Here is a 23,617-nt window from a genome sequence, read left to right as displayed (position 1 = left end):
AATGAAAGTTGTCGTTACTGGCTTTGATCCATTTGGAGGAGAAGCAATCAATCCTGCCTTTGAAGCAGTCAAAAAATTACCTGCTGAAATTGCAGGAGCTGAAATTATTAAAGTTGAGGTGCCAACTGTTTTTGGCACTAGTGGTGAAAAAGTGGCTGAAGCAATTGAAACCCATCAACCAGATATGGTGATTTGTGTTGGACAAGCAGGGGGCCGCCAAACAGTCACTGTTGAAAAAGTGGCGATTAATTTAGCGGAAGCGCGTATCCCGGATAATGCAGGACAACAACCAAGCGATGTGCCGTTGGTTGAAGATGGAGCAACAGCCTATTTTACAAATTTACCGATTAAAGCGATGGTAAAAAATTGTCATGACCATCAATTACCTGCAGCGATTTCTTATACAGCAGGAACCTTTGTATGTAATGATATTATGTATCACTTACTACACTTAATTAACACTAAATATCCAACTATTCGTGGCGGATTTATTCATGTTCCGTTCCTACCAGAACAAACAATTGATAAACCAACGTTTGCTTCTATGTCATTAGAAGCAATCACAGATTCTTTGTTCTATATGATTGAAGCAGCAGTAAAAACGCAAGAAGATATTCAACTACAAGGTGGCACAACCCACTAATTAACAGGCGTGTGGAACAAAAATCACTTTGGATTTTTGTTCCACGCTCAAAAACTGATAAACGGCGGGAACAGAAGCAACTCCTTCGGAAATAAGCCGAAATTCTCCAAAAATTAAAGAACAATTTTCGGAAATTCCTTCTTATTTCTCGGAGTTAAACGCTGCTGTCCCGACCTCTTTCTATTTTTACAAAAAGAAAAAGTAATTTTTGTTGGCGTGTGAAAAAATTTTTTATGCTATTTTCGTTGACAAGTCGGTTTCTTCTTGGTATATTGAGATTCATAAATTATTAGCCCAGTAGGAAATAGATGTTTTGTTCAGAAAGTCGATGGTTGCTGCGAATCGATCAAGTCTATTTGTGAATTACACTAATAAGTAGTAACAATTACATAATACATAAGCGAGAAGCAAGTAAGCTTCTAATTAAGGTGGTACCGCGGAGAGATTCGTCCTTATTCTTTAAGGATGAATCTCTCTTTTTATGTAGCTTTAGGAGGCGTTTTCAATGAGTTGTGGAGGGGTTATTCGTTATCATAAGATCCTTTAATGTCAGAGTATTCAGAAAAAAGATTAGAGGAGAGTAACGAAATGAAAGAAAAACAGAAAAAGAAGACCGTGAGTGTTCGAGAAGCAAGTATCGTATTATTAATTATTGTGGCAGCTATTGCAACAGGAGTAATTGGCTTAAAGATATCGCCAAATATTACTATTTTGTTTGTGATTGCATTGATTTTAGGCTACGCAATGTTTCGTAAAGTACCATTTGATCAAATGCATAAAGGGATTGTTGATGGCTTGAAGCCAGGAATTATTCCAATTTTTATTTTCATTTTAGTGGGGGCATTGATTGCCGTTTGGATTCAAGCAGGAATTATTCCAACGATTATGGTTTTTGGTTTTAAAATGATTAGTGTTAAATGGTTTGTGCCGTCAGTTTTTATTGTCTGTGCGATTGTCGGCAGTGCAGTAGGTAGTGCTTTTACAGTGATGTCAACAATTGGAATTGCCTTTTTCGGTATTGGCAGTACCTTAGGGTTAAATCCTGCTTTAGTTGTGGGGGCGATTGTTTCTGGTTCAGTTTTTGGTGATAAAATGTCGCCTTTATCAGAATCAACAAACTTAGCCGCAGCGATTGTTGAAGCGGATTTGTTTAAACATATAAAAAACTTGATGTGGTCGACTGTACCAGCATTTATCGTCTCTTTAATCTTGTTTATGATTTTAGGGCAAACGTACGCGAATACAAGTCTGACAGAAGTAGTTCAAGTTATTCAAGTATTGGAAGACCACTTTACCATTTCCATTTGGTCATTGTTACCATTAGCCTTAATGTTAATCTGTGCCTGGCGCAAAATTCCAGCGATTATCACGATTTTGTTAAACATTATTGTGGCAGTAATTATGATTATTATTCAAAATCCGAAAGTATCGTTGCAGGCATTAGGAAACACGTTGGAAAATGGGTTTGTTTCTCAAACGGGGAACGCACAAATTGATCAATTATTAAGTCGTGGCGGAATTATGAGCATGATGCCGACTGTGGCACTTATTATTCTAACGTTGTCTCTAGGTGGCTTATTAATGGAATTAGGATTGATTTCTGCGGTCATGGAAGTTGTTTCGCAGAAAATGAGCAGTACACCGAAATTGATTTTATCAACGTTATTAACAGGAATTGGCGTAAATATTTTTATTGGTGAACAATTCCTATCGGTTATTTTACCAGGAAATGCCTTTAAAGAAGTTTACAAAAAAGAAGGTTTGGATCCGACTGTTTTAGGCAGAACCTTGGAGGATGGTGGGACGGTCATTAACTACCTCATTCCTTGGGGGATTGCAGGTAGCTTCGTAGCGGGGACCTTTGGCGTACCAACGTTGACTTACTTACCATTTGTTTTCTTTAGCTTATTATCGCCTGTCTTCTCAATGGTCAGTGCGTTTACTGGTTTAGGGATTAAGCGGTTATCAGCAGAACCTGTTACCGAAAAATAGATTGATTAAAATAGAACAGTTGATGGGGAATACTGTAGTTTCTCCCTGTCAATTGTTCTATTTTTCTTGTAAAAAAGGTTGCATTTTTAGAAAGAAACAGTTATAGTTGACTAGTCAATTGTTGACGAGTCATCTTTTTAAGGAGGAAACTATGTCGTTATCATTACGGGAAGTCAGCCAATTATTATGTCAGTTAAAGGTATTAGATCAAAAAATTACCAAAGTTTTTGAAGAGCAAGTTGGCTTGAGTTTGACTCGTTATGAGTTGCTGATGATTTTAAAAGAACGTCAGCCGTGTCTTCAAACGGAGATTCAAGAACACTTAAAAATCGATAGTGGTGCGGTCACTCGCCATTTGAAAATTTTAGAAGAGAAACAGTATGTGACACGACAGCGAAATCCAGAAAATAATCGGGAAGTGCTAGTGCATTTAACAGAAAAAGCACAACAAGAACTACAGCAATGTACAGCCAAGCAACAAACGGTAACAGAAATTATTCCCAGTACATTTACAAAGGACGACTGTCGCCAGTTAAAAGAACTTTTGACAAAACTAGATCAAAGCATTACAACGAAAGAGGTATGATAGAATGACAACATATACAACGAATGATTTTTCAGAGATTGTTTTTGGCCGCAAATCAGTTCGGGTGTACGATGAAACCCATAAAATTTCTCATGAAGAAATGTTAACAATGATTCAAGAAGCGACCACTGCCCCTTCTTCTGTTAACATGCAGCCCTGGCGTTTTGTCGTAGTGGAAAGTGAAGCAGGCAAAGAAAAATTAAAACCCTTAATTCGCTTTAATACGCGTCAAAATGAAACATCTTCTGCAATGCTCTTAATTTTTGGTGATCTAAACTGCCATGAGCGAGGAGAGGAAATTTACAATCAAGCCTATGCTAGTGGTAAAATGCCTAAGGAAGTGCGGGACCAACAATTAGCAGCCATTATTCCCCATTATGAAAGTTTAAGTAGAGAACAAATGAATGACATCGTAAAAATTGATGCGAGTTTAGCAGCTATGCAATTTATGTTAGTGGCCCGAGCTCACGGATATGAAACAAATCCAATCGGTGGTTTTGAAGCGGAAAAATTAGCCGAAACATTTGGTTTAGATCAAGAGCGCTATGTCCCAGTAATGATTTTATCTGTGGGTAAGGGCATGGAAACTGGTTATGAATCTGTTCGTTTAGCACCAGAAAAAATCACGACATTTGAATAGGCAATAAAAAATGACGGCGTACGCTTGCATTAACCAACTTTCTTAAAGAAAGTTGGTTAATGCAACAGCGATGCCGTCATTGTCGTTGGATAAAGTGATTTCCGTTGCGATGCTTTTAAGCTCGTCAACGGCGTTTTCCATAGCAATCCCCGTGCCGGCCCATTCCAACATAGTATAGTCGTTGTGACCATCACCAAAAGCAATTACTTCTTCAGCAGTTATGCCTAACTGTAGGGTTAGTTTTTCTAAAGAACGCGCTTTATCAATATTTTTGGCGGTAAATTCAAAATAGAAAGGAGCGGAAAAAGCAGCGGTGACGGTTTCTTTGAAAGGCGCGTAGATGGCCTCATGATATTTTTGTAAATAGGCGGGTTCACCAGCAATTAAAATTTTGTTCAAGGGAAAGTTTAGTCTGGCGGCTAAATCATGCCACTCACATAATTGAAAGTTGCCGCCCCGTGATTCATATTCAATAATATTAAAATCACCAGTCTCTAAATGTAAGGTGTGATGAAAAACATCATTGACATACATAAATGTTTCATCATTAATCATTGGAATTACGTCAAATTGTTTCAAATGTTCTAAAATTTGTTGACTCAATGACTTTGAAATTGTCTGATTAAATAGTTGTTGCTGACTGCCATGATGGGTGACACAAGCGCCGTTATAGGAAAGTAAGTGTCCATTATAATGAGCCATCTCCAATTCATCTGCTAAGGGCCGCATACCGTTAGTCGGGCGGCCAGAAGCCAAAATCAGTGAGAGGCCTTGTTTTTGTGCAGCTACTAATGCTTGTCGCGTTTTTGGTGAAATCTTTTTTTCTGAAGTTAACAAGGTACCATCAATATCCATTACAATTGCTTTGATTGCCATAATTGGCCTCCAATCCGAAGAGTTTCTTTCTTTTAGTATAAAAGTTTTTTCTATTAATGTAAACGGATTCTCTTGTGAGGTGTATAAAAGAATTATTTTACAAAAATCTATACTATTTTTTTGTGAAATTTCATATAATAGAAGTATTCTAATTATCTACATAGAGAGCGAGGGACAAGGAATATGAAGGAAAAAGAAATGCATTCGCTCTTTTTTAAACATAAGTTTGTGAAAGTAACTCCCTATTTACGTCGTTTTGGTCATCGTTTGAGTGGGATGATTATGCCAAATTTGAGTATTTTTATTGCGTGGAGCTTATTGTCTTTGGTGGCTGGCTATACGACTGGAAATCTACGGCTAGCTCTTTCTGAAGTCGAAACGATAATGATTCGAGTTGTTTTACCGATTCTAATTGGTTTTACAGGCGGAAAAATGTTCGAGGAACAACGTGGCGGCGTTGTTGCGGCTATTGCGACAGTGGGCGTGATTGTTTCCACAGATGTTCCACAGTTGTTTGGTGCTATGTTTATTGGCCCTTTAGCAGGATATACTTTCGCCAAAATTGAACAAATTCTCTTACCGAAAGTTAAAGAAGGCTATGAGATGCTGACTAAAAACTTTTTAGCAGGAATTGTGGGAGGACTGCTTTGCTGTTTTGGTATTCTGGTTGTAGCTCCTGCTGTTGAAAGTGCTAGTTTTTGGCTGTATCAATTTTCTTCTTGGTTAATTGAAGCCAATCTTTTACCATTGGTTCACGTTTTCTTAGAGCCCTTAAAAGTGTTATTTTTTAATAATGCGATTAACCATGGCTTATTAACGCCTCTAGGTTTAGAAGGCGCTAGTCAAACAGGTCAGTCCATTTTATTTCTATTGGAAACAAATCCTGGACCAGGCGTGGGCGTTTTGGTTGCTTTTCTGCTGTTTGGGCCTGTAGGACAACGAAAAACAGCAGGAGGTGCCACCATGATTCAACTGATTGGGGGCATTCATGAAATTTATTTTCCGTTTGTTTTGATGGATCCGCGCTTATTTTTAGCAGTAATTGCTGGAGGAATGAGTGGTACGCTTGTTTTTCAAATATTTAATGTGGGGCTAAGTGCTCCAGCTTCGCCAGGTTCATTGGTTGCGATTTTAGCCAATGCCCCGACTGAGGCAAGGCTGGCGGTTTTTAGTGGAATTTTTATTAGCTTTCTGTGCTCTTTTGCAATAGCAAGCTTGTTATTAAAACGTCAACGAGGAACTGAACCAGTTTCAATGATAAAGATGAAGGAGAAGGAGGAAGACCAAGTGGAAACAGTCACACCTAACTATCAGCAAATTTTATTTGTTTGTGATGCAGGAATGGGCTCAAGTGCCATGGGGGCTAGTTTGCTAAGCCGACAATTAAAAGCTGTGAACTTGGAGATGCCTGTGACTTACCAGTCCGTTCATCAGATGAAGTGGCAGCCTAAGACATTAGTGGTCATTCAAGCAGAATTGAAACAGTTAGCACAAAAGTACGTCCCAGAAAAGGATATGGTGAGTGTTCAAAATTTTTTAGAAATTAAATCCTATTACCCGCAAGTTTTAGCCAAACTTACTGCTTCTTCTCAAGAGCAATCTTCACTTGGTTCAGAGTCTACTGGAACGAACCCGACCAAACAAATACAGAAGCTTGTTTTTTTATATGCCGAGAATGTTCGAGGATCGCAAACAATGGGAATGGAATTATTGCGGCAACAAGCGGCGAAACAAGGAGTCGCGATTGAAGTATCTAAAGAACCACTGGAAACAGTCTTTTTTACCAAGGAGACAACCTACGTAGTGACTCGTGAACTGGCGCAAGCCTATCATTTAGATCTAACGCAACAAAATTTATACGTAGTTACTAGTTTTTTGAATAAGAAAGAGTATCAAGAATGGCTGGAAGGAGGAGCTGATAGATGTTTTTAACGACAAGAGAAACTGTTCTATTAACGGAATTAGTGAATAGTCCTACCCCCGTTTCAGTAAACCGCATGATGAATTTGTTAAAGGTTAGCCGCCGGACGGTATATCGTGAATTAGAAAATTTAGAAACCTCGCTAGCATCGATGGGCGCGACGTTGGAAAAAGTAGCTCGTGGGCGCTTTTCGATTCAAGCAGATGAAGCAGCGATGACGGAAATTCAGGCTGCTATTTTAGGAGAAGAGACACAGGAACTTTCTACTTTGGCGCGGCAACATGCGATTTTATTGACATTACTTCAAACAAAAGAGCCAGTCTCTATGCATTATTTTCTGGAAACGTATTGTATTAGTAATACGACTTTTTATGCCGATATTAAACAATTAGAAACACGGATTGCTCGGATTCCGTTGACGATTTCTCGGAATCAAGGCTATGAAGTGACTGGTTCTGAAAAATATCGCCGTCTTCTAATGGCGAATATTCTAAGTATGGAAATTAATGAGTACCAATTTTTTCATTTTACCGAATTAACGACAAACGACCATTTTTTCTTTCAATTTATTCATGCGGAACATTTAGCATTTGCACAAAAAATTGTTCAGCCAGAAGTAGAAACTTTATTTCCAGCATTAAGTGATCGTAAATTACAACATTTGATTTTAATGTTAACAATTGCGATGGATCGGGTCACTGCAGGTTTTTATTTAGCTGATGAGACCTATACTGGGCAGATGAATAAGGCCTTTCTAAATTGTTCTAAACGACTTTTTTCAAAAGTCGCTGCTGAAACGAAACAACTATACGCTGTCAGTGAGATTGTTTTTTTTGCTAGCTTATTAAGTGATTTTTCTAATTCTTTTGATGAAGATTTTTTTGATGAACATTTTGACACTCAGCTGGCTTATGCAGTGAAACAACTGATTGAAGCAGTAAGTCAAGAAACGGAAGTTAATTTTTTCGAAGATACCAATTTGTATAAAATGTTGTTGACGCATTTATCAGGTGTTTTTTCTCGGGCGGTTTTACAAGAAGAAGATTTAACGAATCCCATTTTAGAACGGATTATGAATCAATATCAAGAAATAGCTGCGGCTTTACGCCAAGCGTTGCCGCAAATTTTTCCGCAAAAGAATCTATCGGAAGAGGAAATTGCCTACATGGTACTTCATTTTGCCAATTCTTTAGAGCGGAGTCCCAAAATTATGGAAGTTGATATTGCTGGTTTTTCTCCTAGCGGTTTGGCTTCGACAAGTATGCTGGAAATGCGATTACGGCGCTACTTTCCTTTTATCAACCAGATTCATTTTTTTCGGATTGCGGATTTAGGTAAGGTGAATGTTGAGGAAAACTATGACTTAGTGATTTCCACTTCGTTATTACCAGGATACAATGGTAAATATAAATTAATCTCACCGTTACTTTTAGACGATGAAATCCGCCAATTGAAAGAAGAGTTTAAGCGGATTAGTCACGAAAAACGCTCGCTTAGGAAAGCGCCTGTGAAAAAAATAGGTGGCGAAGAAAGCTACGAAACGGTGGTCGCTTTCATGGAAGAAATTAGTAAACTATTAGAAACATTTTTCATAGCAGATTTAAATAATCAAGCGGATTTAGCTGAAACCGTTCAACAAGCTCTCGCGCAACTTTCCGCAGATTTAATCACCGATAGTGCAATCGTCTGTCAGCAATTGATGAAACGTTACGAGCAAGCGCCTATTGGGATTCCTCAGACGGAAATGGCCTTATTCCATACCTCAAGTACAGCAGTGATACAGCCTGTTTTTTGTATTTTTAATCTGGCCCAGCCACTTATGATTGAAGGTATGGATAAAAAGCCGATGCAGTTACAACGTATGTTACTCATGCTAGCGCCGATGCCGATTGATGAAACAATCGGGAAAATTTTAGGAAAAATCAGTGGTGCGATTATTATGAATGATTTAAATACAGAAATTTTTCATTCAGGAAATGAAGCCATTGTTTATCAGTTGCTTTCGTCATTATTAATTGAAGAAATGAAAGGCTAGGTGTTGAGAGATGTTTGAAATTACAGCGGAGCAAATAATGTTGAATCAATCGTATGCTAGTTGGGAGGAAGCACTTGCAGCTTCTGGTGAATTACTGCTAAAAAATCAGTTGGTCACGCCTGACTATGTCAAAGCAATGTATCAACGTCAACAAAAAGTCAGCGTGTATATCGGTAACTTCGTGGCATTACCTCATGCGGAAGGACAAGATGAACAAGTTTTAAAAGAAGGGATTTGCTTTATTCAAGTGCCTGATGGGGTCAACTTTGGTACGGAAGCAGATCGAAAAATAGCCACCTTGTTATTTGTTGTTGCTCTAAAAAGTCAACGGCAACTAAGCATGCTTCAAGAATTAGCTTTTTTCTGTTCAGATCTCGAAAACATTCAGCGGCTCAGTGATTGTCAAACAATAGATGAAGCGCAAAAAATTCTGGCTCAAGCCTAAAGTTACGTCTGAAAAAAATCAATTCAATCTGAAATGTTCAAAAATTATTGAAATAATTTTATATTAAAAAAATATTTTTTATTTAAGAGGTTAAACAAAAAAGATAAGAAGTTTCCTTGACAAAAAATAGGCCCTATGATAAATTTAGAGTAACTTGTGACAAAGTCGTGCATGGATGCACTAAAAAGACACCCTATTGCAGTAGGGTGTCTTTTTTTGCTGTTTAGACAGCAGCGGCTGGAAGCAACTTGTTTATTCCTCGTTCTGTTTTTCCAGCCAAATGGTTACAAGTTTCAGGACAATCCCGACAAAAATCGGCACAAGAATTTTTGTGACAATCTCGTACATGTGATGCACCTCCTTTCGAGGCAAGTCGCCAATTTGAGTATAGCATAAAAAGTTGTTCATTTATTATTGAAATTATTAGAAATGGAATAAGCACGTGTTTTCTGGTTTTCGTAACTAGAGAACACGTGCTTTTTTCTTTCAACTTTTGGCACAATGGTTTGTGCCAAAGTACGACTTTTTCCAGATTCGGAAAGCGGATACAATTTAGTCAACAAGAAAAGTTACTTGAGAGAAGGGGAATAAAAATGGAACAAGTACCAGAAAAAAATAAAGTATCAATTAAAGCGAAAGTCCAAAGACTTGGCAGTACCTTATCTAGCATGGTGATGCCCAATATCGGGGCGTTGATTGCGTGGGGCGTTTTGACAGCGCTATTTATCCCAGATGGATATCTGCCAAATAAAGCCTTTGCCACGATGGTTGGCCCAATGTTGACCTATTTAATTCCATTATTAATTGGCTACACTGGTGGGAAAGTAATTGCAGGTGATCGCGGTGCCGTAGTTGGCGCAATTGCGACAATGGGCGTGATTGTGGGAACCGATATTCCGATGATGCTAGGTGCCATGATTATGGGTCCACTTGGTGGCTTTACAATTAAGAAATTTGATCAGTATTTCCAACATCGGATTAAAGCTGGTTTTGAAATGTTAGTAAACAATTTTTCAGCTGGATTGATTGGTTTTGCATTAGCTTTACTTGGTTTTTCAGCGATTGGCCCAATTGTCGATGCGCTGACTGCTGCAATGGCACGTGGTGTGGAAATCATTTTAAATGCTCATTTGATTCCATTAACGAGTATTTTTATTGAACCGGCAAAAGTGCTCTTTTTAAACAATGCGATTAATCATGGTATTTTAACACCCTTAGGGACAGAACAAGTCTTATCGGCTGGCAAATCAATTCTTTTCCTATTAGAAGCAAACCCTGGCCCTGGGTTAGGTGTCTTATTAGCATTTATGTTTTTTGGAAAAGGTGCGGCAAAATCTTCTGCGCCGGGAGCAATAATTATTCATTTCCTTGGTGGTATCCACGAAATTTACTTCCCATATGTAATGATGAAACCGTTATTATTCTTATCGGTTATTGCAGGTGGCGCGACAGGTAGTTTGGTTTTCCAAACGTTAGATGCTGGTTTACGTGCGCCCGCTTCCCCAGGCTCCATTATAGCTATTTTAGCGATGACACCAATGGGTTCTTACTTACCAGTTATTTTAGGTGTTTTGGCAGCAACTGCTGTTTCCTTTGCAGTATCCGCAGTCATTTTAAAAGCAGATGCGAAAGAAGAAAGTGATGAATTTGCCCAAAAAGTGAAAGAAACCCAAGCTGCTAAAGCAGCATCAAAAGGATTAACTGTCGCAAATGGTAGTGCTTCATTGTCAGGAATTCAACAAATTATTTTTGCTTGTGATGCTGGGATGGGCTCTAGTGCAATGGGTGCGTCTATCTTACGGAAAAAGGTCCAAGAGGCTGGTTTAGTACAAACTGTGACAAATCGGGCCATTAATAATTTGACCGATGAGGGAAATACATTGATTGTCACACAAGCGGAATTGCAAGAACGGGCCAAACAGAAAGCACCTAATGCAACCTTTGTAGCAGTTGAAAACTTCTTGAACTCACCACGTTATGATGAAATTGTGGCTGAACTATCAGGTACCAAAGAAAAAAACGACGCACAACCAACAGTCTCCAAAGCAACACCTGCTTCTGAAATTGAGGGAGATTTAGCAAATGTCAATGAGATTCTTTTGGTTCACGATGATCGTGTCGGGTCAGCAACGATGGGAATGAAAGTCTTAGAAGAAATTTTAGATAAAGAGAAAATTTCAATGCCGATTCGAAAAATTAATATTAATGAATTAACTCAACAAACACAGGCTTTAATTGTCACAAAAGCTGAACTAACGGAACAAGCCCGTAAAAAAGCACCGAAAGCGACACACTTATCAGTAAAAAGTATGGTTAATCCCCAAAAATATGAAACAGTGGTTTCGCTCTTAAAAGAAAGTGCCTAGAGAGGAAGAAAACAATGGAAAATCTTACGAATATTTCAATTGAATTAAATCAACAGTTTAATACAAAAGAAGAAGCTATTCGCTTTTGCGGCGAAAAACTAGTCGAGGCAGGCTGTGTTGAGCCCGCTTATATCGAAGCAATGATTGAAAGAGACCAATTGCTATCTGTTTATATGGGGAATTTTATTGCCATTCCTCATGGAACAGAAGAAGCCAAAAAATTAGTGAAAAAATCAGGAATCTGTGTAGTGCAAGTCCCAGAGGGTGTTAATTTTGGCACCGAAGAAGATGAAAAAATTGCTACCGTATTATTTGGGATTGCCGGAGTCGGTGAAGAACATTTGCAATTAGTCCAACAAATTGCACTTTATTGTAGTGATATGGATAACGTGGTGCAACTTGCCGACGCATTAAGTAAAGAAGAAATAACAGAAAATTTAGCCATTGCTTAAAGGAGAGAATAAGAATGAACGCAGTACATTTTGGAGCAGGAAATATTGGACGCGGCTTTATCGGCGAAATTTTAGCTAAAAACGGGTTTCATATTACGTTTGTGGATGTTAATGAAACCATCATTCAAGCGTTAAAAGAACGTAAAAGTTATACAATTGAATTGGCCGATGCCTCACATCAACAAATTAACGTTGAAAATGTGACCGGGTTAAATAACATGACAGAACCAGAAAAAGTAGTAGAAGCAATTGCGGAAGCTGATTTAGTCACGACGGCTATTGGTCCCAATATTTTACCAAGAATTGCTGAATTAATTGCTCAAGGAATTGATGCACGTGCCGAAGCAAATTGTCAAAAGCCGCTGGATATTATCGCTTGTGAAAATATGATTGGTGGTTCAACCTTTTTAGCAGAAGAAGTGGCCAAATATTTGAAAAACCCAGCTTATGCTGAACAATGGATTGGTTTTCCTGATGCGGCGGTTGATCGGATTGTTCCATTACAAAAACATGAAGATCCACTTTTTGTTCAAGTTGAGCCTTTTTGTGAATGGGTCATTGATGATACCAACCGAAAAGCCAAAAAGATTCAGTTAGAAGGCGTTCATTACGTTGCTGATTTAGAGCCGTATATTGAACGAAAATTATTTAGTGTAAACACTGGCCATGCTACAGTTGCCTATACAGGGGCGTTGTTAGGCTATCAAACCATTGACGAAGCGATGCAGGACGCCTTAGTGGTAGCACAACTCAAATCAGTTTTGCAGGAAACCGGTAAACTTTTAGTGGCTAAATGGAATTTTGATGAACAAGAACATGCAGCCTATATTGAAAAAATTATTCAACGTTTCCAAAATAAATATATTTCAGATGCTATTACACGTGTAGCACGGACACCAATCAGAAAATTAGGTGCGCAAGAACGGTTTATTCGACCAATCCGTGAATTACAGGAACGCAATCTAGTGTCGCCGCATTTATTAGCAATGATTGGTATTGTTTTTAATTATCATGATCCAGAAGATGAACAAAGCCGTCAATTACAGGAAATGCTTGACCAAGAAAGCGTTGATACAGTGATCGCTGAAGTAACGGGCATTGAAGATCCAGAAACGGTTAAAAATATTAAACAAAACGTAGAACGCTATGCGCGACCACAAGTAGCATAATAACAAAATCCTTCTACCAAGATACTTCACATTTCTTAATTAAAGAAAAAAACAACCGCTCACTGATTAAAGTGAGGGGTTGTTTTTAACATATTGACTAAGTGGTTTTTGATAAAGTTCTCCTTTGAAGGTACCTGTATTGAAGTATTCAGCTAATTGGTAACCAATGAATGGGCCAGTAGTGAGTCCTGATGAACCAAGTCCGCTAGCAACCACAAGGTGGGGCATTTCTGGCAAAGGGCCAAAAAACGGAGCGAAATCAGATGTATAAGCACGTGTACCGACACGGTAATGCATGGGTTGCTTAAAAAGCTGATCTGCTTCTTTTAGAAATGGCGCAGTCCCAGAAGTTAGTTGTTGAAAAGCGCTAACAGTCTCTTCTAAATCCCAGGCTTGTTCATTTTCGTGGGTGGCACCTAATAAAATTTTTCCTTGATTAAAAGGAATTAAATCGGCTTCGCCATCTAACATAGCAACAGGCCATTTCTGACTGTTTGTAAAAGGGGTCTCGAAAACTAATAATTGTCCTTTTTGGGGACGAATGTCCACAGATAAATTTAAAGTAGCTAGTAATTCCTTTAAATGAGGACCAGGTGTTAAAGCGAGAAAATCAACGCTCTTTTTTTCTGAATTTGTGACAATTTCCCACCCTTGATTCAGTTGTCGAAAGTGCGCCCGTTGTGAACAAAAAGTGACCCCTTTGGCTTCGGCGCGTTTCTGAAGATGGTTTAGATAAGCTGGTCCATCTAGGCGACCGCCGCCAGAAATAAAAAGTGAGGGAGTTTCCTTAAGTAGCGGTAAGAACTTCGCTGTTTGAACCGCTGACAACATCGTGATTTCTCCAATTTCAGGTGCAGTTTGCTTACGCTCTTCTGCCAAATGGGCTAAGTCTGCCAAAGCAGCTGCCGGACGCAAAATGACTGTCCCTGATTGACGATAAATATCCTCCGTCAGCTGAAAATCTTTGACTAGCTTTGGAAATAGGGCAGCGCCCTCTCGCGCTAATTGGTACCATTTCTTATTCCGACGTTTGGATAGCCAAGGGGAAATAATCCCAGCGCTCGCTTTAGTCGCTTGGCCGAGCCCTTCATCATAAACGGTAATGTCAAATTTTTGTGGATCTAAATAATTAGCTAACGTCATTCCGATAATGCCGCCGCCAATAATGGCAATTTTTTTCATGCTTCTTCTCTCCTTCGAACAGTTGTATTGTAACACAAAAAAACCGCCTCTAGACAGAGACGATTGGGAGATAACTTGTTAACGGGTCCTTCTGTGTGTGTAAATAGAATTGCCGCCTTCTAAAACGTGAACAATTTCTTGTGCCATTTCTGCCACAGGCACGGGATCATAGCCAATAAATAAGTTCTTTAAAAAGGGGATTTTCTTAAAAAAATAAATACATTTACTAAAAAGTATGGTGCCGGTACGTTCTTGACCTACGAGTAAACTAGGATAAAAAATCACTGCTTCGGCGACTTCTTGGTGGATTAGTTCCTCCGCTGCCAATTTGGCCTCCATATATTTTCTCAAAGGGAAAGGAACAGTATTGGCTGAAATAAATAAAAACTTAGCTGGCTTTTTTTGTTGTGCTAAAAAAGAGCTGATTTTTTTCACTGGCGTCAGAATTAGCCGTTGATAGGTTTTCTTTTTTCGTGGATTTTCAAATAAAATACCTACTGTATCAATGACCCAGTCAGCACGCTGGACTTGTTCTTGCCAATTCGTGTCACGAGTAACATCGGAGCATACCCACTGCACTTGGTGGCTCCAAGATGCGGAGAGCGTGGCAGGCTTTCCATGACGTGAAACACTGATGACTTGATGTTGGCGTTGGACTAAAATTTTCGCGATTTGTTGACCTAAAAAACCGCTACCGCCAAAAATAATGACTTTCATGGCAAGCCCTCACTTTCAATTGTTTCTTCTAGTGTACCTTAAATAAAAAAAGAAACAAAAAATCTCGATTGCGCATAGTTTAGTTATAAATAACATAAAAATAACCTTTTTAGATTGTTGAAACACAAAGACCCAACAATGGTTATTTATTGTCGTGAAATAAATAAAAAAATGAACAAAAATGAAATAAATCAGACTAAAGGCCTAGAGAAAGGCCCTTGTTTCTTGAATTCAAGCATGGTTAAATAGTTATAAGTGAACGACCGAGCAATTTAGTTTGTTGGGGAAAATAGACAGAATGAGGAGATGAAACGAAGAAAATGAAGAAGAAAACGATAATTATATTGGGGGCAGTTGCGGTAATTGCGGTTGGGGGCATCGTAACTGTGAATGCGTTAAATAAAAATGCACAACAAGTAGCTGTCAAGCAAGCGCCTAAAGATGACTGGGGAATTGACTATTTTGATGTTCCTGACTTGCAACAAATTTATATTAACGGTGTCATCCAACCGGAACAAATGGAAGCCTTTGCGCGCGATCAAAAAATAACAAAGGATCCAGAGATTAAGGTGAAAAACGGCGATGTCGTAGATGCAGGCACAGAATTATTTACTTATGAAGATGAGGCGGTCACAAAAGAAATTGAGGCACAACAAAATAGCTTAGCCAAATTAGAAACGAAGCGGGCGAATATCTATAATAAGTGGAATCGGGCCATTGATAAATTTAATAAAACTAAAGAAGAAGACCGCACGATGTCTGGTGATGATTTAAATGAACAATATCAAACAGAAGTCGATGCAGTAGATGAAGAGATTACCTTCACCAATGAAACCTTAGCGGATTTAGGAGCGAAGCAATATATTTCCACAAAGGCTAATTTCAAAGGTCGCGTATCAATTCCAGAAGTAAAAGATGCCAATTCACCGATTTTACGGTTAACTTCAGAAGATCTTTATTTAGCTGGAAAAGTGAATGAAAAGGACTTGACTAAAATTAGTGTTGGGCAAAAAGCTAAACTAACTTCTGTTTCCAACAATGTGGTTGTGGATGGCTCAATTTCTTATATCGATGATAATCCTCCTGAAGGCAACAGCGATGCCGCGAGTGGCAATCCAGAGGGCGGCACGACGATGTCTAGTTATAGCGTCAAAATTGCGTTGGCCAATTTAGACAAAGTCAAAAATGGCTACCATATGCAAGCAACCATTGATTTAGGCGATTTAGGGGCGATTGAGTTACCGAAAAAAGCGATTCAAAAAGAGGGTGAACAGGCCTACGTTTTAGTGAATGATTTTGGAACCATCATTCGTCGTGATGTCCAAGTCGGGCAAGAAAATGGCGACAAAATGGCGATTGAATCTGGCTTAGAATCAGCCGACCGAGTGGTTATTTCTTCAAAAAAACCAGTAAAAGTCGGTGATATTGTGGAATCAGATGCAGCGATTGCTTCTGATGAATCAGCAACCAACGAATCAATGACAGATGCGTCGAAATAGGAGGGCTTGATGGTGGAAGCAAACAATACAAATCAACCCCTCATTGAATTGCGGGACATTAACAAGTTCTATCCAGTAGGTAAGGAAAAACTACATGTTTTAAAAGAATTGAACTTGACCATCCATCAAGGAGAGTTCATTTTAATCATGGGGAAGTCCGGCAGCGGTAAGACAACACTGATGAACATTATCGGTTTCTTGGATCGCTTAACAGACGGAAGCTATCATTTCTCAGGAACAGATGTTTCAAAATTGTCTGAAAATAAAAAATCAGCCTTTCGCAATGAATATCTAGGGTTTATTTTTCAACAATTTTTCTTGATTAATTCCTTAAATGTTAGTCAAAATGTTCAATTGCCCTGTGTTTATGAAGGGAAAAAAAGCCGCGCTGAGAAAAAAGCGATTGCTGAGAAGTACCTAAAAATTGTCGGTTTGGAAACAAAAGCCAAATCAAAAGTTACTGAACTTTCTGGAGGACAGCAACAAAGAGTAGCCATTGCTCGTTCCTTGGTGAATGATCCATTATTGATTATGGCTGATGAACCGACTGGGGCATTGGATAGTGAAACGGGTACAGAAATTATGGAATTATTGAAAGAATTGAATGAACAGGGCAAAACAATTGTCATGGTGACACATGATGAAGATATGAAAAAATATGCCTCACGAGTGATTCATATGAAAGATGGTCGCTTTTTGGAAGAAGAGGTGATTAGATGATTGCTAATTTATTTGTTAGTACTTTTTTAAGCTTAAAGGCGCATAAGTTGCGGGTATTTTTAACGATGGTCGGGATTATTATTGGGATTACATCAGTCGTAACGATTTCTGCGCTAGGTGAAGGGATGAAGCGTCAAGTTGTGAAGGCATCCAGTGCAGTGAACGCGGATGTTTTGAAGATTCATTATACAATGTCGGATGGTAGCAGTGACAATTTTATGTCCTATGAAGAGCCAGATTATACGTTTAGCCGAGTGGACTTGAAAAAATTACAAGACATTCAAGGAATTGAAAGTATTTATCCTCAATATGGTGAATCAATGATGGGGGGCGGAGACAATTTGTTTGTACCAATGGATTATTTTGGGGCACAAGCGAATTTATCCATTACGTCGACTAAAGGGCAGAATGATATTTTATATGGTCGTGATTTTCAACCGAGCGATGCAAATACAGATGCGATTGTCTTAAATCATGATATCTTTGAAGCGCAAATTCGGCTTGATGATCCTAGCCAACTCATTGGAAAAGCTGTTTCAATTGGTGGTTATATGTACAAGGTGATTGGTATTTTAGCACCAAAAGATTTAGATAGTTTGGGTATGAACGATGATTGGGCAACTGCTATGAGCAGTTTTGTTTCTCGAGAATCATACAATAAATTAGCGAAAACAAAAGCAATTAGTGGCATCAATATTAAGGTTCGTGAGGGAGCGGACCGTGAAGCAATTTTAGGACAGGCAATCACTATTTTAAGTGAAAATCATCCTGAAGTGAAAGGAACGTTTAAAGAAAATGACCAAGACCAACAACTCCAACAACAAATGGAAGAAATGGTCACGGGTATGACCATGTTTCTGATGGCAATTACTGCAATCTCCCTATTAGTCGGGGGAATTGGCGTCATGAACATCATGTATGTGTCTGTCACGGAACGGAAACGAGAAATTGGGATTCGTCGGGCCATTGGTGCTAAACCACGAGTCATTTTATTCCAATTTTTAATGGAAGCAGCGTTTATCACATTGATTGGTGGTTTGATTGGTGTCGGCTGCGGCTACTTATTGGCAACTGTGGTCGGTGGGTATATTTCGATTACGCCAATTATTACGCCGTCCATCTTTGCCATTTCAACATTGGTTTCGGTCTTCACAGGTATCTTTTTCGGGATTATTCCAGCAATTGGTGCCTCGAGGATGGATCCGATTAAAGCGATTTATAATTAAAAAGATATATTTTGGGTTTTTTATTCTTTGGTATGCTTCCAACATGATTGTGCTGGAAGCATATTTTATTAAAAAACAATTTAAAATAATAATTAAAATGTAAACATGTACATTTAAAAAATAGTAGAAAAAATGTTGAATAATATTGGAGTCCAATAAAATAGTTTGAATTTTTTGTTTGACTTTGTACAGGCTTGTTTTAGGTGGATAAAAATCTACCATGCTAGTTCTATAAATTTATTTGTTTTTCTTTTTGTAAATAGTTACTTTAAAATAACTGTTAAAATTATTCTACTAAATTTTATATAAGATAGTTTGGATTTTATGAAGAAATGATTTATTAAGGTTTGTTCACTAAAAAAAGGATATCCTTTCTTGTCTAAATGAAAAAAGAGATTGGAAAAGTAACAACATTACAAAGTTTCGGGTACATTATAATATTATTTTTTTGGTAAAATTTATTATATTTATTATTTTTATAATATTTTTAAAAAAATATTTATCTTGAACTTTAAAAATATTTAGGTATAATTTGTTGTGTGAGTGATTACTTGCGGAATAAAAAAAAGAGTAGGAGTGTTTAGATGAAATATTTTAGGAAGTCGTTGGGTATATTACTTTTGTGCGGGATAGTGTTTCTTGGAGCGTGTGGTAATACAGGGGGAAATAAATCGGAAAAGAAGAAAGGTGAAGTTTCAAGTAAAGTGGTTTCGATGCAGATTGTAGACGGAACATATGTTATTCCTGAAAAAGAAACTGTAACAGAAGATACGGGCTATTTAGCATTAAATATTAAAATCAAAAATAAAGGAAAAGAAACACTTAGTTTATCTCCAGATGAAATTAATCTTTATGATGAAGACGACAATAAAATTGCTCAAAAAAATATATATAATGAGGATGAGAATTTTAAACAGATTAAGTTTGAATCTATTTCTGGTGGAAAAAGTACTAATGGATATGTTATTTTCAAAGTAGATAAAGATAAAAAATATGAACTTCACTATGCACCCGTTAGTTTTTTAGGTGATAAGAAAAAGGATATCAAAGTAGCTGTTGAATCAAAAGATTATCCAGATAATTCAGAGGAAGCTCAAAAACTAGTTGAAGGTTTTGTTGATACAGTGTTTTTAAATAAACAAGTTGAAAAAGCAGCAGAAAATTTAACGAATAATTTAGGGGAGGAACAACAAACATTTAGTAAAGAGTTTAGACAAGTGCTAAATGAACAGTTTTACGATTACAAACCTTCAGAAGCAGAATTGGAGACAGCGGTGAAAGCATTTGAATCAGCAAATGCTAAAAAAGCAAAAATCAGTTATTCTTTTAAAGAATTTTATCCAAAATCAGCGATTGTTTATGTAAAACCAGAAACAATTCACTTTGATAGTATTGATCTGACAGGAATTGTCTCTGAATTTGTGGATAAAAATGAAGGGAAATATTCAGATTATGACAAAGCGCAAACCGATGCTGAAAAGTATGTATTAGAACAACTACCTGCTAAGTTTGAATCTGCTTCTACTAATACTAATGATTATTCAAGTGGTGAAGGCTATGAAGTTCGTTTAACAAAAAATTCAGATAAGTGGACAATTGATACCGCAGATAATAGTAATAATCATTCATTTAAATATTTAAAACAAGCATTTATGGGAGATTTGTATTTATAATGAAAAAAAGGAAACTACTGGTTATAGGTAGTTTGTGCGTATTCACGCTGTCGCTATTCGTTACTAGTTATGTCATTAGAAGGATTTATTATGCACCAGAAGCAATAGCAAAAAAATTAGTTAGAACTATCTCTGAGGGAGACGCTGACACAGGTAAGATGATTTGTCCGACTTATTCAGATGGTTCAGCAATATCTAAAGAAAGCTATTCATTGTTCTTTGCTCAATTAGCGGGGAATGTAGATGAACAGTTTTTGCTGAATCCGAAAAATTTTAAGAAGGTTACAACCAAAGGGTTATTCCCGAAAACGACATTTTTACCTCGAAAACGTTATATTCAGTTATTAACAGGGAGTGATTTGGAGAAAATTTCTGTTGTTCACAAGAAAAGAGCTATTGAAATCAAGAACAATAAAATTGGTCCATTGATTCCAGGAAAATATCAGTTTGAATTTGAAGTTGAAAATCCTTCTTTTGGCTTGGAGTCTAAAGAGAAAACAATCACATTAGATCAGGACAAGGAAGTAATTTTAACAGATTCAAAAACATTTCTAAATAATCAGGCAATTCAAAAACAGCTTTTAGGTGTGGTTGCAGATTTTTATCAGTCATATAATGACTGTATACAAAATAATTTTAATTTTGACTTATTAACGAATGTGGAAAAAGATGTCAAAAAAGAGCTAATTGAAACATTTGAAATAATCAAACCGATAATGGAAATGTATTGTCAGGATTTTCAAGTGTTGATAATGAATAATGATAGTTTGAAAGTGACTGATGATTTGCAAATGATTTGTTTTGATTTATATATTGACCTGTCTATTTCAATTCGATTAAAAGACGATAAAGTGGAAGAAAATGTTCGAGATGGAAGTGAAAATGCTACGGTTACTTTAGTTTATGACAAGAATAAAAAAGAATGGCTTGTCGCTGAAATTGATTTTGAAACCTATGAGCAAGATCCGTTAAATTGGAAGAATAAGCAACAAATAAAGTTAAAAAAGAAAAATAAAGCTATTTGGAATTTTGGACAAGTTGGAACATTAATATAGACATGTAAGATTGTTTTCGATGATTAATGATATGTTTAGAACTCTCGTTTATTGATAAGTGTAGTTTATAGGAATAACGTTAAGAAGGACCGCCTGATAAGTTTCTCAGGCAGTCCTTCTTTTTATTTCATGTCACTAAGAATTTTCTGAATCAATTCTTGTTGAAACTCTTTGGTATATTGTTCGGTGAGTTTCGCTTGTTCTTCTTGGGACATTGATGGATTCGCCATCATAGCAGCCATCATTTTTTTGCCAACTGTTTCAGTCCCTTCTTTTTTGATATCAGCGGCATGTTGTTCCATATATTCGCCTAATTTTTTGGCTTGATCAGCACTTAAAACTAGCCAGTCACTAGCAACGTTGAAGGTGTTTTCTTGTTTTGCAAATTGGTTATCGTTGTCAGCAAGGCCAAATAGTGTTTTGGCCCAAGACTCTTGATAGGACCATTTCGTCGTTTTTTGGACTAATGTGGCTTTTTGAGCATCTTTTTGAACCGTGTTTGTGACGTTTTCCGTTCCTGTTTTTTGTAGTTTCTTTTTATCTGGTGTGTTATATAAATAAACTTTTTCGGAACCATCGCCCAACGGCTGGTACAATAACATGTTGGGGCCATCTTTGCTTGAACTACTGCTTTTTAGTTCAAACGTTTTGTCCTGAGTAACTTCGGTCATACCAAAATGATCTTTATCGTTTAAAACGATAAGACTTAACGAAGCTAAGAAGCCTAAACCAAAAATAACCATACAGAATTTATGCCAGACTTTTCGGCCAAATACATTTGTGTAGGCAAAGCCTAACACGCAAAGGATTAAAAGAAAAATAATCATTATTTCATTGCACCTACTTCCTTGACCGGCATCGCTTCTTTTTTATTTAAGAAGAAAGTAATCGCCAAGCCGAGAACGCCAAAGATTGTTGCCACGAAGAAGGCTGCGTGATAACCGTTTAGTGTTGCGTTTGTTGCTTGGTCGCGATAAGCGAGTGGGGCTGTTTTTAATAAGTCCGATGCAGGTAAGCCGTCTTTGGTAACATTTGTTAAAACACTAATCAAAACAGCTGTTCCAATTGAGCTAGCTACTTGTCGGAAGGTGTTGTTTACAGCAGTTCCGTGACTTAATAAATTCATTGGTAAAGCATTCATGCCAGAAGTTGTCACAGGCATCATGACCATCGAAATACCAAACATCCGAATCGCATAGAGGACAATGATATAAATAATAGGTGTTGCTTTTGTTAAGAAAGCAAACGGTAACGTTGCAGCTGTTAAAATAAACATCCCAGTAATCGCAAGACGACGGGCACCAATTTTATCAAAAATGCGACCAGTTACTGGCATCATAAGTCCCATGACTAACGCTCCTGGTAAAAGCATTAACCCTGAATGGAAGGCAGATTCGCCACGAATATTTTGGATATACAAAGGTAAAACCATTTCGGCACCAATCATTGCCATGTTGGTTACGCCAGATAAAATGGCTGCAACAGTAAAGACTTTTGATTTAAAAACGCGTAGTTCTAAGAAAGGTTGTTCTAAATGCAATTGTCGATATGTAAAAAGACATAAAACAATCGCACCAACAATTAAGAATCCATAGACTTGTGGGCTACCCCAACCCTTATCACCAACGCTTGAGAAACCGTAAAGTAAGCTGCCAAAGCCGAGAGTAGAAAGAATGACCGATAAGACATCGATACTTGGATTAGATAATTGGATGACATTTTTCATTAAAAATGAAGCTAAAATTAGGACTAAAACGACAATTGGAATGACCATCCCAAAAAGGTCACGCCATGTATAAGAATCAATAATCCAACCAGACAATGTTGGACCTAAAGCGGGTGCTAATCCGATAACAATTCCCGTTGTGCCCATGGCAGCGCCACGTTTTTCAGGCGGGAAAATTGAAAGCATAATTGTTTGTAAAAGAGGCATAGATACGCCGACCCCTGCGGCTTGAACAAGACGTCCAGTCAATAACATGCCGAAGTCTTGCGCTACAAAACAGATGATGGTTCCGATTAAGAACGTTGACATCGCTGTTATGTATAATTTTTTTGAACTAAATTTGTTAATCAACCAAGCACTGATGGGAATCATAATGCCGTTCACAAGTAGGAATCCAGTGGTTAGCCACTGTACACTTGAAGCAGAGATATCAAATTCTTTCATTAATGTAGGTAAGGCCGTCGTTAAAAGTGTTTGGTTTAAAATCGTACAAAATGTTCCGATTAGTAAAACGCCGACTAGTAACGACCGGTTATAAGGTTTTCCGTGAATATCCACAGGTTGTTGTGAAGTCACATATATCGCTCCTTTTTCTGTAAGTTTCAAATTAAATTGCATTAACTACTTTACAACTAATTAGAATCTTTGTCAACTTACTTGACAAAGGTGTAAAAAAAACTACAATTAGGGAAAG

Annotated in this window: 21 protein-coding genes and 1 other annotated feature; of the genes, 15 read left to right on the top strand and 6 right to left on the bottom strand. The window is 37.6% G+C overall.

What is annotated here, in order from left to right:
- The first annotated feature begins 1 nt into the window (after position 1).
- The 4 genes from pcp (at position 2) to IGI97_RS12265 (ending at position 3,861) form a co-directional block, all read left to right on the top strand.
- Positions 2 to 643, top strand: coding sequence for a pyroglutamyl-peptidase I (pcp, locus tag IGI97_RS12280; protein ID WP_002355269.1), 642 nt, complete (start codon positions 2 to 4; stop codon positions 641 to 643).
- A gap of 281 nt (positions 644 to 924) precedes the next feature.
- Positions 925 to 1,100 (top strand) — a binding site (T-box leader).
- Positions 1,101 to 1,189: 89 nt separating this feature from the next.
- Positions 1,190 to 2,635 carry a Na+/H+ antiporter NhaC gene (nhaC, locus tag IGI97_RS12275; protein ID WP_002383673.1) on the top strand — a complete coding sequence of 482 codons (1,446 nt, stop codon included), beginning with the start codon at positions 1,190 to 1,192 and terminating at the stop codon, positions 2,633 to 2,635.
- Between the two features lie 151 nt (positions 2,636 to 2,786).
- Entirely contained in the window at positions 2,787 to 3,221 is a 435-nt protein-coding gene (locus IGI97_RS12270) for a MarR family winged helix-turn-helix transcriptional regulator (protein WP_002362972.1), read from the top strand.
- A 4-nt stretch (positions 3,222 to 3,225) separates the two neighbouring features.
- On the top strand, positions 3,226 to 3,861 hold the full coding sequence (locus IGI97_RS12265; protein WP_002358386.1) for a nitroreductase family protein: 636 nt from the start codon (positions 3,226 to 3,228) through the stop codon (positions 3,859 to 3,861).
- 42 nt (positions 3,862 to 3,903) lie between these two features.
- Here the strand turns inward: IGI97_RS12265 and IGI97_RS12260 are convergent, their stop codons facing one another.
- Positions 3,904 to 4,737, bottom strand: a complete 834-nt coding sequence (locus tag IGI97_RS12260; RefSeq protein WP_438738721.1) for a Cof-type HAD-IIB family hydrolase — start codon at positions 4,735 to 4,737, stop codon at positions 3,904 to 3,906.
- Between the two features lie 183 nt (positions 4,738 to 4,920).
- On the opposite strand from IGI97_RS12260, the gene IGI97_RS12255 reads away from it, so the two are divergent.
- Genes IGI97_RS12255 through IGI97_RS12245 form a run of 3 tightly spaced genes read left to right on the top strand, consistent with a single transcriptional unit; the run spans position 4,921 to position 9,138 of the window.
- The gene (locus IGI97_RS12255) at positions 4,921 to 6,669 is read left to right on the top strand and encodes a PTS transporter subunit EIIC (protein ID WP_438738719.1); all 1,749 of its coding nucleotides are present in this window, start codon (positions 4,921 to 4,923) and stop codon (positions 6,667 to 6,669) included.
- The gene (locus IGI97_RS12250; RefSeq protein ID WP_438738717.1) at positions 6,660 to 8,693 is read left to right on the top strand and encodes a BglG family transcription antiterminator; all 2,034 of its coding nucleotides are present in this window, start codon (positions 6,660 to 6,662) and stop codon (positions 8,691 to 8,693) included. The genes IGI97_RS12255 and IGI97_RS12250 overlap by 10 nt, the downstream gene beginning before the upstream one ends.
- 10 nt (positions 8,694 to 8,703) lie before the next feature.
- Positions 8,704 to 9,138 (top strand): PTS sugar transporter subunit IIA, encoded by a 435-nt coding sequence (locus IGI97_RS12245; protein ID WP_002355276.1) that lies wholly within the window; start codon positions 8,704 to 8,706, stop codon positions 9,136 to 9,138.
- A gap of 252 nt (positions 9,139 to 9,390) precedes the next feature.
- Here IGI97_RS12245 and IGI97_RS12240 read toward each other — a convergent pair whose 3' ends face one another.
- Entirely contained in the window at positions 9,391 to 9,486 is a 96-nt protein-coding gene (locus IGI97_RS12240) for a type I toxin-antitoxin system Fst family toxin (protein WP_015543884.1), read from the bottom strand.
- Between the two features lie 245 nt (positions 9,487 to 9,731).
- On the opposite strand from IGI97_RS12240, the gene IGI97_RS12235 reads away from it, so the two are divergent.
- The 3 genes from IGI97_RS12235 to IGI97_RS12225 are packed head-to-tail and all read left to right on the top strand — an operon-like array spanning position 9,732 to position 13,125.
- Complete coding sequence (locus tag IGI97_RS12235; protein WP_010821364.1) at positions 9,732 to 11,504, top strand: PTS mannitol-specific transporter subunit IIBC; 1,773 nt, start codon at positions 9,732 to 9,734, stop codon at positions 11,502 to 11,504.
- Positions 11,505 to 11,518: 14 nt separating this feature from the next.
- Positions 11,519 to 11,956: a PTS sugar transporter subunit IIA gene (locus tag IGI97_RS12230; RefSeq protein ID WP_002355279.1), complete on the top strand. Its 438-nt coding sequence runs from the start codon at positions 11,519 to 11,521 to the stop codon at positions 11,954 to 11,956.
- Positions 11,957 to 11,970: 14 nt separating this feature from the next.
- Positions 11,971 to 13,125: a mannitol-1-phosphate 5-dehydrogenase gene (locus IGI97_RS12225; protein ID WP_010822475.1), complete on the top strand. Its 1,155-nt coding sequence runs from the start codon at positions 11,971 to 11,973 to the stop codon at positions 13,123 to 13,125.
- Positions 13,126 to 13,191: 66 nt separating this feature from the next.
- On the opposite strand, the gene IGI97_RS12220 is transcribed toward IGI97_RS12225, so the two are convergent.
- Together IGI97_RS12220 and IGI97_RS12215 are read right to left on the bottom strand one after the other, a co-directional pair.
- Positions 13,192 to 14,307, bottom strand: a complete 1,116-nt coding sequence (locus IGI97_RS12220) for an NAD(P)/FAD-dependent oxidoreductase (protein ID WP_142956844.1) — start codon at positions 14,305 to 14,307, stop codon at positions 13,192 to 13,194.
- A gap of 78 nt (positions 14,308 to 14,385) precedes the next feature.
- Positions 14,386 to 15,024: an NAD(P)H-binding protein gene (locus IGI97_RS12215; protein WP_010819173.1), complete on the bottom strand. Its 639-nt coding sequence runs from the start codon at positions 15,022 to 15,024 to the stop codon at positions 14,386 to 14,388.
- A gap of 320 nt (positions 15,025 to 15,344) precedes the next feature.
- Here IGI97_RS12215 and IGI97_RS12210 point away from each other — a divergent pair, with 320 nt between their 5' ends.
- From IGI97_RS12210 to IGI97_RS12190, 5 genes are all read left to right on the top strand, one after another.
- Positions 15,345 to 16,523: an efflux RND transporter periplasmic adaptor subunit gene (locus tag IGI97_RS12210; protein ID WP_002355284.1), complete on the top strand. Its 1,179-nt coding sequence runs from the start codon at positions 15,345 to 15,347 to the stop codon at positions 16,521 to 16,523.
- Positions 16,524 to 16,532: 9 nt separating this feature from the next.
- Positions 16,533 to 17,243 (top strand): ABC transporter ATP-binding protein, encoded by a 711-nt coding sequence (locus IGI97_RS12205; protein ID WP_002383683.1) that lies wholly within the window; start codon positions 16,533 to 16,535, stop codon positions 17,241 to 17,243.
- A complete protein-coding gene (locus IGI97_RS12200; RefSeq protein ID WP_002355288.1) occupies positions 17,240 to 18,469 on the top strand; it encodes an ABC transporter permease in 1,230 nt (409 codons plus the stop codon). The genes IGI97_RS12205 and IGI97_RS12200 overlap by 4 nt, the downstream gene beginning before the upstream one ends.
- Positions 18,470 to 19,053: 584 nt before the next feature.
- Positions 19,054 to 20,142 carry a DUF4352 domain-containing protein gene (locus IGI97_RS12195; protein WP_010819732.1) on the top strand — a complete coding sequence of 363 codons (1,089 nt, stop codon included), beginning with the start codon at positions 19,054 to 19,056 and terminating at the stop codon, positions 20,140 to 20,142.
- Entirely contained in the window at positions 20,142 to 21,197 is a 1,056-nt protein-coding gene (locus tag IGI97_RS12190) for a histidine kinase (protein ID WP_438738713.1), read from the top strand. The genes IGI97_RS12195 and IGI97_RS12190 overlap by 1 nt, the downstream gene beginning before the upstream one ends.
- Before the next feature lie 122 nt (positions 21,198 to 21,319).
- Here the strand turns inward: IGI97_RS12190 and IGI97_RS12185 are convergent, their stop codons facing one another.
- Together IGI97_RS12185 and IGI97_RS12180 are read right to left on the bottom strand one after the other, a co-directional pair.
- Positions 21,320 to 22,024 (bottom strand): DUF4811 domain-containing protein, encoded by a 705-nt coding sequence (locus tag IGI97_RS12185; protein WP_002361178.1) that lies wholly within the window; start codon positions 22,022 to 22,024, stop codon positions 21,320 to 21,322.
- Positions 22,024 to 23,541: an MDR family MFS transporter gene (locus IGI97_RS12180; RefSeq protein ID WP_002389910.1), complete on the bottom strand. Its 1,518-nt coding sequence runs from the start codon at positions 23,539 to 23,541 to the stop codon at positions 22,024 to 22,026. The genes IGI97_RS12185 and IGI97_RS12180 overlap by 1 nt, the downstream gene beginning before the upstream one ends.
- Between the last annotated feature and the right edge of the window lie 76 nt (positions 23,542 to 23,617).

Source organism: Enterococcus sp. DIV2419, assembly GCF_051711865.1.
GTDB lineage: Bacteria > Bacillota > Bacilli > Lactobacillales > Enterococcaceae > Enterococcus > Enterococcus faecalis.
This window is presented reverse-complemented; position numbering and strand designations above follow the sequence as displayed.